10 protein-coding genes are annotated in these 10,967 nt (G+C 59.4%); 2 read left to right on the plus strand and 8 right to left on the minus strand.

Features of this window, described 5'->3' with window-relative positions:
• Window positions 1–18: 18 nt before the first annotated feature.
• Window positions 19–807, plus strand: coding sequence for an IclR family transcriptional regulator (locus Q7U49_RS00520; RefSeq protein WP_304761705.1), 789 nt, complete (start codon window positions 19–21; stop codon window positions 805–807).
• Here the strand turns inward: Q7U49_RS00520 and pbpG are convergent, their stop codons facing one another.
• The 6 genes from pbpG to Q7U49_RS00550 all read right to left on the minus strand — a co-directional run bounded on the left by pbpG (window position 808) and on the right by Q7U49_RS00550 (window position 8,100).
• On the minus strand, window positions 808–1,896 hold the full coding sequence (pbpG, locus tag Q7U49_RS00525; RefSeq protein WP_304761707.1) for a D-alanyl-D-alanine endopeptidase: 1,089 nt from the start codon (window positions 1,894–1,896) through the stop codon (window positions 808–810).
• Between the two features lie 101 nt (window positions 1,897–1,997).
• Window positions 1,998–3,536 carry a 2-isopropylmalate synthase gene (locus Q7U49_RS00530; RefSeq protein WP_304761709.1) on the minus strand — a complete coding sequence of 513 codons (1,539 nt, stop codon included), beginning with the start codon at window positions 3,534–3,536 and terminating at the stop codon, window positions 1,998–2,000.
• Between the two features lie 182 nt (window positions 3,537–3,718).
• Window positions 3,719–4,489 carry a CDP-diacylglycerol--serine O-phosphatidyltransferase gene (pssA, locus tag Q7U49_RS00535; protein ID WP_304761771.1) on the minus strand — a complete coding sequence of 257 codons (771 nt, stop codon included), beginning with the start codon at window positions 4,487–4,489 and terminating at the stop codon, window positions 3,719–3,721.
• Between the two features lie 120 nt (window positions 4,490–4,609).
• Window positions 4,610–5,626, minus strand: coding sequence for a ketol-acid reductoisomerase (gene ilvC, locus Q7U49_RS00540; protein ID WP_304761711.1), 1,017 nt, complete (start codon window positions 5,624–5,626; stop codon window positions 4,610–4,612).
• Window positions 5,627–5,800: 174 nt separating this feature from the next.
• Complete coding sequence (ilvN, locus tag Q7U49_RS00545; RefSeq protein WP_304729904.1) at window positions 5,801–6,292, minus strand: acetolactate synthase small subunit; 492 nt, start codon at window positions 6,290–6,292, stop codon at window positions 5,801–5,803.
• Between the two features lie 2 nt (window positions 6,293–6,294).
• The gene (locus Q7U49_RS00550) at window positions 6,295–8,100 is read right to left on the minus strand and encodes an acetolactate synthase 3 catalytic subunit (RefSeq protein WP_304761713.1); all 1,806 of its coding nucleotides are present in this window, start codon (window positions 8,098–8,100) and stop codon (window positions 6,295–6,297) included.
• A gap of 256 nt (window positions 8,101–8,356) precedes the next feature.
• Here Q7U49_RS00550 and Q7U49_RS00555 point away from each other — a divergent pair, with 256 nt between their 5' ends.
• On the plus strand, window positions 8,357–8,851 hold the full coding sequence (locus Q7U49_RS00555; RefSeq protein ID WP_304761715.1) for an RDD family protein: 495 nt from the start codon (window positions 8,357–8,359) through the stop codon (window positions 8,849–8,851).
• Window positions 8,852–8,875: 24 nt separating this feature from the next.
• On the opposite strand, the gene Q7U49_RS00560 is transcribed toward Q7U49_RS00555, so the two are convergent.
• Together Q7U49_RS00560 and Q7U49_RS00565 are read right to left on the minus strand one after the other, a co-directional pair.
• Entirely contained in the window at window positions 8,876–9,214 is a 339-nt protein-coding gene (locus Q7U49_RS00560; RefSeq protein WP_304729908.1) for a P-II family nitrogen regulator, read from the minus strand.
• Between the two features lie 53 nt (window positions 9,215–9,267).
• Entirely contained in the window at window positions 9,268–10,944 is a 1,677-nt protein-coding gene (locus Q7U49_RS00565) for an NAD+ synthase (RefSeq protein WP_304761716.1), read from the minus strand.
• Window positions 10,945–10,967 lie beyond the last annotated feature (23 nt).

A 10,967-nucleotide genomic window follows, 5' to 3' on the forward strand; every position in this document is an offset into this window, starting at 1 on the left:
TTCACTTCAGGCTTTTGCATGCGAAACATTGACACCCCCCTGCCCGCCACACCCACGATCCAGGTCATCGAACGCATGATGACGCTGATGGATGTGCTGGCTTCCCAGGAAGAGGCAATTTCCCTGAAAGAAATCAGCGCCAAGACCGGGCTGCACCCGTCCACCGCGCACCGCATCCTGAACGACCTGGTGCTGGGCCGGTTTGTCGACCATCCCCAGGCCGGCAGCTACCGCCTGGGCATGCGCCTGCTGGAGTTGGGCAACCTCGTCAAGAACCGTTTGAATGTGCGTGACGCGGCGCTGGAGCCCATGCGCGAATTGCACCGGTTGATCCAACAACCGGTCAACCTGAGCATCCGCCAGGGCGATGAAATCATTTATGTTGAACGAGCCTACAGCGAGCGCTCGGGCATGCAGGTGATCCGGGCCATTGGTGGCCGCGCGCCCTTGCACCTGACGTCGGTGGGCAAGCTGTTTCTGGCCGCCGATGACGCCCAAAAAGTTCGAACCTATGCCCTGCGCACCGGTCTCAGCGGTCACACCCGCAACAGCCTTACGCAACTGCCAGCGCTTGAGCGCGAACTCGCCAAGGTGCGCCGGGATAGCTTTGCCAGTGACAACGAAGAACTCGAACTGGGGGTGCGCTGCATGGCGGCCGGCATTTTGGACGACCAGGGGAAATTGGTGGCGGGCTTGTCAATTTCCGCACCAGCGAGTCGCCTGGAAGAGTCCTGGCTACCCAAACTGAAAGCCACTGCCCATGAAATTTCAGCCAACCTGGGCTACCGCGGCAGCAACCCAGCCTGATCAGCCTCCGGTCAGCTGAAGCTCTGGCTTGAACACAGCGGCATTGGCTGCCGACTCGATCCATTGACGCACGCGCTCGGCATCGCCCAAACGGCTCAGCTTGCCGGCCGAATCCAGAAACACCATGATCAGCTGGCGGCCCGCCACCTTGGTCTGCATCACCAGGCAGCGACCGGCCTCCGAGATATAACCGGTTTTTTGCAGACCGATGTCCCAGCTCGGGTTTTTGACCAGCCGGTTGGTATTGTTGTATTGCAACACCCGGTTGCCCACCGCCACCTGGTGGCCGGTCGAGGTGCTCAACTCGCGCAACAGCGGATGCTGGTGAGCCACGTCCACCAGCTTGGCCAGGTCACGCGCGCTGGACACGTTGCTGCTGGACAAACCCGTGGGCTCGACAAAGCGGGTGTCTTTCATGCCCAGCATCAGGGCTTTGCCGTTCATCAGCCGGGTAAAGACGGCCAGGCCACCCGGGTAAGTCCGACCCAACGCATGGGCTGCACGGTTTTCACTGGACATCAGCGCCAGATGCAACAACTCGCCGCGGCTCAGTTCGGCACCGACCCGCAGGCGGGAACTGCTACCCTTTTCGGTGTCGACATCCTGCTGGGTGATGGCGATGGTTTCGTCCATCGGTAAATTGGCTTCGCTGACGATCAAACCGGTCATCAACTTGGTGAGTGACGCAATAGGCAGCACCGCCTTGTCATTTTTGCTGATCAGGACTTCATGGGTGTCCTGGTCAATGACGTAGGCCACGCTGGATTTGAGGTTGAGATCGTCGCTGGCCTGATGCAAGCCGGCCATTTGACCCACCGACGGCTTGACAACATAGGCTTGTCTGACAGGGGCTGCCTTGCGTTTGACAGCCTTGGCTTGTCTGACCGGCACCTCTTTGCGCTTGACCACAGCGAACTGTTTCTTCACGCGGTGCTTGGCCACGACCTGGGCTTTCTTGTGCTTGCTGACCTGCGTTTTCGCAGGCGCAGCATGCAGCACGGGGGTCCAGGCAAACCAGCTCAACAGGCCTAAAAGACAAATCAAACCACGAACTTTTCTGCCCAACAAGCGGTTTAGATCGGTGGTCATGAATGTCTCTCCTTGAAACCAAATAGCGAGGACACAGTTTACCCACAAAAGTCTAGCCGTAGCAAGTACTTACTGAACTTTGTTAAACCTTTTTGCATCCATCAGACCTGGGCTGACACCCGCTCCGCCTGGCTCTGGAGCTTGTTCAGGGCACTCAGGTAGGCTTTGGCCGACGCCACCACGATGTCCGGGTCGGCGCCCACACCATTGACAATGCGGCCACTGCTTTGCAGGCGCACGGTCACCTCACCCTGGCTCTCAGTCGAGCCGCTGATGGCATTCACCGAATACAGCACCATCTCGGCGCCGCTCTTGACGTTGGATTCAATGGCCTTGAGCGAGGCGTCCACCGGCCCGTTGCCGTTGGCAGTCCCCGTCACTTCCTTGCCGCCGATGGTCATCACCACCGTGGCTTGCGGGATTTCGCCAGTCTCGCTGTGCTGCGACAGGGAGACAAAACCGTACTGGTCATGGCTTTGCGCCACGTTTTCCTCGCTCACCAAGGCCAAAATGTCCTCATCAAAAATTTCGCTCTTGCGATCGGCGAGCTCCTTGAATTTGGCAAAGGCCAGGTTGACGTCAGCTTCGCTGTCCATTTGCACACCGAGCTCCAACAGGCGCTGCTTGAACGCATTGCGGCCACTCAGCTTGCCCAACACGATCTTGTTGGCGGTCCAGCCCACGTCTTCGGCGCGCATGATCTCGTAGGTGTCGCGCGCTTTCATCATGCCGTCCTGATGAATGCCCGAGGCATGGGCAAAAGCGTTGGCGCCCACAATGGCCTTGTTGGGCTGCACCACAAAACCTGTGGTTTGGCTCACCATGCGGCTGGCCGCCAGAATCTGGGTGGAGTCCACGCCGACGTCGAGGTCAAAATAGTCACGCCGCGTGCGCAAGGCCATCACCACCTCTTCCAGACTGCAATTGCCGGCGCGCTCACCCAGACCATTGATGGTGCATTCCACCTGGCGTGCGCCGCCAATCATGACACCGGCCAGCGAGTTGGCCACCGCCATACCCAGGTCGTTGTGGCAATGCACTGACCAGATGGCTTTGTCAGCATTGGGCACACGTTCACGCAGGCGCTTGATGAAGTTGCCGTACAACTCGGGAATGGCATACCCCACGGTATCGGGCACGTTGATGGTGGTGGCGCCTTCCTTGATCACGGCTTCGATCACCCGGCACAAAAAGTCCTCTTCGCTGCGGTAAGCGTCTTCAGCGCTGAATTCAATGTCGGCCACCCGGTTGCGGGCAAAACGCACCGCCTGTTTGGCCTGCTCCAGCACTTGCTCGGGGCTCATGCGGAGTTTCTTTTCCATGTGCACCGGCGAGGTTGCAATGAAGGTGTGGATGCGCGCCCGGTTGGCACCTTGCACCGCGTCGGCTGCCAGCGTGATGTCGCGGTCGTTGGCGCGCGACAGGGAACACACGGTAGAGTCCTTGATGGCATGGGCAATGGCCTTGATGGCCTCGAAATCACCGTTGGAACTGGCCGCAAAACCGGCTTCGATGACATCGACTTTCAGCCGTTCCAGTTGCCGGGCAATGCGCAATTTTTCATCGCGGGTCATGGAGGCACCAGGCGACTGCTCGCCATCACGCAAGGTGGTGTCAAAAATGATTAATTTGTCTGACATGTCATTTCTCCTGGGCTATTTACAAAGGCAATTAAGAAGGTCGGGGCAACAAAAAAGCCCGTCGCGAATGCTGACGGGCTTTTGGGGTTGATGCGATCACGCGCTAACCACTCCGCCCGTAGGACGTCAGGATTAGCAGTAGTGAAGAAGTGTGCATGGCTTCAATATACCACAGCTCCGCCTCATTGATGCAGGCCGCGCTCGTCGGGTTCATCGGTTGAGGTGCTGATGACGCTGGTGGGAATGCCCTTGGCCTTGCGCCAGAAATAAATCACATAACCACTCAGGCCATACAGCACAAACAAGCCAAACATCACGATCGGCGGGTCAATGTTGATGATGGCAATGCCGATAGCGATGAGCACAATCACCACAAAAGGCACGCTGCGCTTCATCTGGACATCCTTGAAGCTGTAAAACGGCACATTGGTCACCATGGTCAACCCGGCATACAGGCACACGGCAAACATGGGCCAGGCCCATTGCGGGCCGGCGCTGCCCAGGTCGGTCATGACCCAGATAAAACCGGCCACCAGGGCGGCGGCCGCGGGTGACGGCAAACCCTGGAAATAGCGCTTGTCGACCACTGCGGTGTTGACGTTGAAGCGGGCCAGCCGCAAGGCTGCGCAGGCGCAATACACAAACGCGGCAATCCAGCCCCAGCGGCCCAGGCCCTTGAGCGCCCACACATAGGCAATCAGGGCGGGCGCCGCGCCAAACGACACCATGTCGGACAGCGAGTCCATTTGCTCGCCAAAGGCGCTCTGGGTGTTGGTCATGCGGGCCACGCGCCCGTCCAGGCTGTCGAGCACCATCGCGCTAAAAACGCCGACCGCGGCCAGGTCAAAACGGCCGTTGATCGCCATCACAATGGCGTAAAAGCCGCCAAAAAGTGCTGCCAGCGTAAAAAGGTTGGGCAGGATGTAAATGCCTTTGCGACGCTTCTTCAGCATCACGCCATCTACGTGGTCTGTGTTGGGTGTGTTCACTTCTTCCAATCGTGTGGTCCAGGGGTGGCACCCATAATAACAAAGGCCACAGAAGTGGCCTTTGTTCAGGAAAAAACGCAGTGTTTAGTTGCGGGTCTGGTCCACCAGCTTGTTCTTCGCAATCCAGGGCATCATGGCGCGCAACTGGGCACCCACCACCTCGATGCTGTGATCGGCGGTGTTGCGACGGCGCGCCGTCATGCTGGGGTAGTTGGTGCGGCCTTCCAGAATGAACATCTTGGCGTAGTCGCCGTTCTGGATGCGCTTGAGTGCGTTGCGCATGGCTTCGCGGCTTTGGGCGTTGATGACTTCGGGGCCGGTCACGTACTCGCCGTACTCGGCATTGTTGGAGATCGAGTAGTTCATGTTGGCGATGCCGCCTTCATAGATCAAATCGACGATCAGCTTGAGCTCATGCAGGCACTCGAAGTAGGCCATCTCGGGGGCGTAGCCGGCTTCGACCAGGGTCTCGTAACCCATCTTGATCAGTTCAACGGCACCACCGCACAACACGGCCTGCTCGCCGAACAGGTCGGTCTCGGTCTCTTCCTTGAAGTTGGTCTCGATGATGCCGGCCTTGCCGCCACCATTGGCCATGGCATAAGACAGCGCCAGGTCGCGCGCCTTGCCGCTCTTGTCCTGGTGGATGGCGACCAGGTGGGGCACGCCGCCACCCTGGGTGTAGGTGTTGCGCACCGTGTGGCCGGGGGCCTTGGGCGCCACCATCCACACGTCCAGGTCGGCACGGGGAATGACCTGGTTGTAATGCACGTTGAAGCCGTGGGCAAAAACCAGTGAGGCACCCTGCTTGATATTCGGGGCCACATTGTTGTTGTAAACGTCGGCGATTTGCTCGTCGGGCAACAGGATCATGACCACGTCGGCGCTCTTGACGGCGTCATTGACTTCCATCACATTGAGACCGGCCTTGCCAACCTTGTCCCAGGACGCGCCACCCTTGCGCAGCCCCACCACCACCTTGACGCCGCTGTCGTTCAGGTTTTGTGCATGGGCGTGGCCCTGGCTGCCGTAACCAATGATGGCTACCGTCTTGCCCTTGATCAGGCTCAAATCACAATCTTTATCGTAAAAAACTTTCATCGCTCACTCCGTTTAAAAAATTAACAATCTTGCGGGACAGACCAAGATTTGCGCAGCAAATTTGCTCTGCCCTCAACTGACTAAAACTTGCGGGACAGATCTTTAGCTCTGTCCCCAACTAACTAACTAACTAACAACTTTGCGGGACAGATCTTTAGTTCTGTCCCCAACTGACTAGACCCGCAAAATCCGTTCACCCCGACCAATGCCGCTGGAGCCGGTACGCACCGTTTCCAGGATGGCGCCACGCTCAATGGCGTCCAGAAACGCATCGTTCTTGGTCTGGTCACCGGTCAGTTCGATGGTGTAGCTTTTCTCGGTCACATCGATGATGCGACCCCGGAAAATATCCGCCATGCGTTTCATTTCCTCGCGCTCCTTGCCGACCGCGCGCACCTTGACCATCATCAGTTCACGCTCGGTATAGGCACCTTCGGTCAGGTCCACCACCTTGACCACCTCGATCAGGCGGTTCAGGTGCTTGGTGATCTGCTCGATGACTTCGTCAGAACCGGTGGTCTGGATCGTCATGCGCGACAGACTGGGGTCTTCGGTGGGCGCCACGGTGAGCGACTCGATGTTGTAACCACGCGCCGAGAACAGGCCCACCACACGGGACAGGGCACCAGCTTCGTTTTCCAGCAATACAGCAATGATGTGTTTCATGATCAGAGGTCCTCCGCGCTCAACAGCATTTCAGTGATGCCCTTGCCGGCTTGCACCATCGGGAACACGTTTTCAGTGGGATCGGTGCGGAAGTCCATGAATACCGTGCGGTCTTTCAGCTTGCGCGCCTCGCGTAGCGCCCCCTCCACATCCGAGGCCCGCTCGATCAGCATGCCGACGTGGCCATAGGCCTCGGCCAGCTTGACAAAGTTGGGCAGCGCGTCCATGTAACTGTGGCTGTAGCGGCCTTCGTATTCCACCTCTTGCCACTGCCGCACCATGCCCAGGTAGCGGTTGTTGAGCGCCACAATCTTGATGGGCGTGTTGTACTGCAGGCAGGTGGACAGCTCCTGGATGCACATCTGCACCGAGCCCTCACCGGTCACGCAATAGACCTCGCTGTCAGGCTTGGCCAGCTTGATGCCCATTGCGTAGGGAATACCCACGCCCATGGTGCCCAAACCGCCGGAGTTGATCCAGCGGCGGGGTTCGTCAAAGCGGTAGTACTGCGCGGCCCACATCTGGTGCTGGCCCACGTCCGAGGTGATGTAGGTGTCGGCGTCCTTGGTCATGTTCCAAAGCGTCTCCACCACATACTGCGGCTTGATGATGTCGTTTTGACCCGGGTTGTACTTCAGGCAATCGCGCTTGCGCCAGCCCTCGATGGTGTCCCACCAGGCACCCAGCGCATTGGCATCGGGCTTGATGGCGCCTTCCTTGATCATGGCGATCATCTCGGTCAACACGTCCTTGACGTCACCCACGATCGGGATGTCCACCTTGACCCGCTTGGAAATGCTCGAAGGGTCGATGTCGATGTGGATGATCTTGCGCTCGTTCTGGGCAAAGTGCTTGGGGTTACCAATGACGCGGTCATCGAAGCGTGCGCCGACGGCCAGCAGCACATCGCAATTTTGCATGGCGTTGTTGGCTTCGACCGTGCCGTGCATGCCGAGCATGCCGAGGAACTTGCGGTCGCTGGCGGGGTAGGCGCCCAGGCCCATCAGGGTGTTGGTGCAGGGGTAGCCCAGCATGTCGACCAATTGGCGCAATTCGGCGGAGGCGTTGCTCAGCAGCACGCCACCGCCGGTGTAGATGTAGGGCCGCTTGGCGGCCAGCAGCAACTGCAGCGCCTTGCGGATCTGGCCGCCGTGGCCTTTGCGCACCGGGTTGTAAGAGCGCATTTCCACCGTCTGCGGGTAACCGTGGTAGGGCACCTTCTTGAACGACACGTCTTTGGGGATGTCCACCACCACCGGGCCGGGGCGGCCGCTGCGGGCAATGTGGAAAGCCTTTTTCATGGTTTCGGCCAGGTCGCGCGCGTCCTTGACCAGAAAGTTGTGCTTGACGATGGGGCGGGTGATGCCCACCGTGTCGCATTCCTGGAAAGCGTCCATGCCGATGGCGTGGGTCGGCACCTGGCCGCACACGATGACCATCGGGATGCTGTCCATGTAGGCCGTGGCAATGCCGGTCACGGCATTGGTCACGCCCGGGCCGGAGGTGACCAGCGCCACACCCACGTCACCGGTGGCGCGGGCGTAGCCGTCGGCCGCATGCACAGCCGCTTGCTCGTGGCGCACCAGCACATGCTGGATGGTGTCCTGCTTGAAAAAAGCGTCGTAAATGTGCAGCACAGCACCACCCGGGTAACCCCAGATGTACTTGACGCCCTCGGCCTGCAAGGCCTTGACCAGGATCTCTGCGCCCCGGAGCTCGTGCTCAGCAGCCGCTGGCTTGGCTTTGGCAGAAGAATGCGGATTTGTAGTGTTTGATACCGAAGCGACTTCGGCTTTTGCGATTTCCATGATGAACCTTTGTGAATTTCTCTAACGAAATACCTTGGGTGCTTCTTTGCAAACACTTGTGGTGTCACATTGAAACTTAAGGCCAAAACCATGGGCGCATTGATTTTTGCGCCGGACCTTGACCCGTTTGCGTTAATTTGCAAGCGGCATTATCGCACTTGTCACGCCTCTCTTTTGCCCCGCTACATGGCAATGCAATAATCCAACGTTTTTCGCCCAGAAAACTGGCTTCAACTGCTCTCAAATTCCCAACACCATGCCCTTGCCCCCCACCACTCCCAGCCTCCTGCGGCGCATGGCCTGCTGGCTCTATGAAGGCATGCTGCTCTTTGGTGTGGTGTTTATTGCGGGCTACCTGTTTGGCGCCCTGAGCCAGACCAGGAACGCCATGGACAACCGCCACGCGCTGCAAGCGTTCCTGTTTGTGATTTTTGGCATTTATTTTGTCTGGCTCTGGTCCAAAGGCCAGACCCTGGCGATGAAAACCTGGCACATCCGGGTGCTCGATCGCTTGGGACAACCCCTGAGCCAAGGCCGGGCCATGGTGCGCTACCTGTGCAGCTGGCTGTGGTTCCTGCCACCCTTGCTGGCGTCCTGGTATTTCGAACTCAAGGGCGGTGAAGCCTTGGTGATCTTCGTCGGATGGATCGCCATCTGGGCTATCCTGAGCCGCTTTCACCCCCGGCAACAGTTCTGGCATGACGCGCTGGCCGGCACGCAGCTGGTGGACGAGCGCCCGGCCAAGCCCTGAACCAGCGCGGTCAGCGCACGAGGCTCAAATCGCGGTTTCGTCAAGCTCGCCGGTGCGGATGCGCACCACACGCTCGACCGCCGTGACAAAAATCTTGCCGTCGCCGATCTTGCCGGTGTGGGCGGCCTTGACGATGGCGTCAACGCAACGGTCCACATCGTCGGTCTTCACCACCACCTCAATCTTGACCTTGGGCAGGAAATCGACCACATATTCGGCGCCGCGGTAAAGTTCGGTGTGGCCTTTCTGGCGCCCAAAACCCTTGACTTCGGTGACCGTCAGACCGGTCACGCCGCATTCGGCCAGGGCTTCACGCACTTCTTCCAACTTGAAAGGCTTGACGATGGCGGTGATTTGTTTCATGGAGGTCCTCAATTAAAAATGGGAAGGGTCGGCAGTCAAAAAGCTTCAACGCCTCACGCCCGAAAACGGTTGGTAATAGGATAACGCCAATCCTTGCCAAAACTGCGGTGCGTCACACGAATCCCTACCGGCGACTGGCGCCGCTTGTACTCGTTGATCTTGATCAGGCGCGTCACGCGCTCCACGTCAGCGCTGGCAAAACCTGCCGCGACGATCTGCTCGATGCTTTCGTCGTTTTCCATGTAGCGCTCCACAATCGCATCCAGCACCTCGTAGGGCGGCAGACTGTCCTGGTCGGTCTGGTCAGGGCGCAGCTCGGCGCTGGGCGGGCGCGTGATGATGCGCTCGGGTATGGGTGCCTGCCCGGTGCCGTACGGGTCATGGGCATTGCGCCAGCGCGCCAGGCGAAACACCGTGGTCTTGGCCAGGTCCTTGATGACGGCAAAGCCACCCGCCATGTCGCCATACAGGGTGCAGTAGCCCGTGGCCATCTCGGACTTGTTGCCGGTAGTCAGCACAATGCTGCCGAACTTGTTGGAGAGTGCCATCAGCAGGGTGCCGCGAATACGCGCCTGGATGTTCTCTTCGGTGGCGTCCTCGGCCAGCCCCTTGAACTCTTCTGACAGCGTGGCTTTGAAGGCATCAAACTGCGGCACGATCGACAACTCGTCGTAGCGCACCCCCAAACGCGCAGCCATGTCGCGCGCATCAATCCAGCTGATGTCGGCGGTGTAGGGTGACGGCATCATCACCGCGCGCACCCGGTCCCGGCCCAGCGCATCCACCGCAATGGCCAGCACCAGCGCCGAGTCAATCCCGCCTGACAAACCCAGCAGCACGCTGGGAAAGCCATTTTTGTCAATGTAATCCCGCACCCCCAACACCAGGGCGTCCCACAAATCGGCATCCAGGGACCGCTCGGGTGCCACGGCACCTGCCATTTGCAGCGCCGCTGGCGTGCGCTGCACCCGCACCAGCAAGCAATCCTCGACAAAGCTCGGCGCCCGCGCCGCCAGCGAACCATCGGCATTGAGCGCAAATGAATGGCCTTCAAAGACCACCTCATCCTGCCCGCCCACCAGGTGGGCATAGACCAGCGGCAGCCCGCAGGCCAGCACCCGCTCGCGCATCATCTGTTCACGCTCATTGCCTTTGCCGACATGAAAAGGCGAGGCGTTGACGACCACCAGCAACTCGGCGCCGGCCCGCGCCGCATCCAATGCCGGGCGTTCAAACCAGGCATCCTCGCAAATCAGCAGCCCAACCTTGACCCGCGCACCGGGCGCACCCGCCTCGAACACACAGGTGCCCTGCCCCGGTGCGAAATAACGTCGTTCATCAAACACCTGGTAATTGGGCAGCTCTCGCTTGGCATAGGTCGCCACCACCCGGCCCTCGCACAGCACGCTGGCCGCGTTAAAACGGCTTTGCACCGCCACCGAGCGCGTGCGCTGGTCACCCCCGGTCGGGTGCCCCACCACCACACTGAGGTCTTTCAGATCGGCCAGCGCAGCGGCCAACGCCGTCACAGCTTCATCGCAGGCATCGGTGAAGGCCTGGCGCAAAAACAGGTCCTCGGCGGCATAGCCGCAAATAGACAACTCGGGGGTCAGCACCAGGCGAGCACCCTGCTGGTAGGCCGTCCGGGCGGCCACCACAATTTTTTCGGCATTGCCAGCCATGTCACCCACCACCAGATTGAGTTGGGCCACGGAAATTTTGAGAGTCATGGAAAGTACAGCAAAATGAACAA

The organism is Rhodoferax sp., from assembly GCF_030653815.1.
Taxonomy (GTDB): Bacteria; Pseudomonadota; Gammaproteobacteria; order Burkholderiales; family Burkholderiaceae_C; genus Rhodoferax.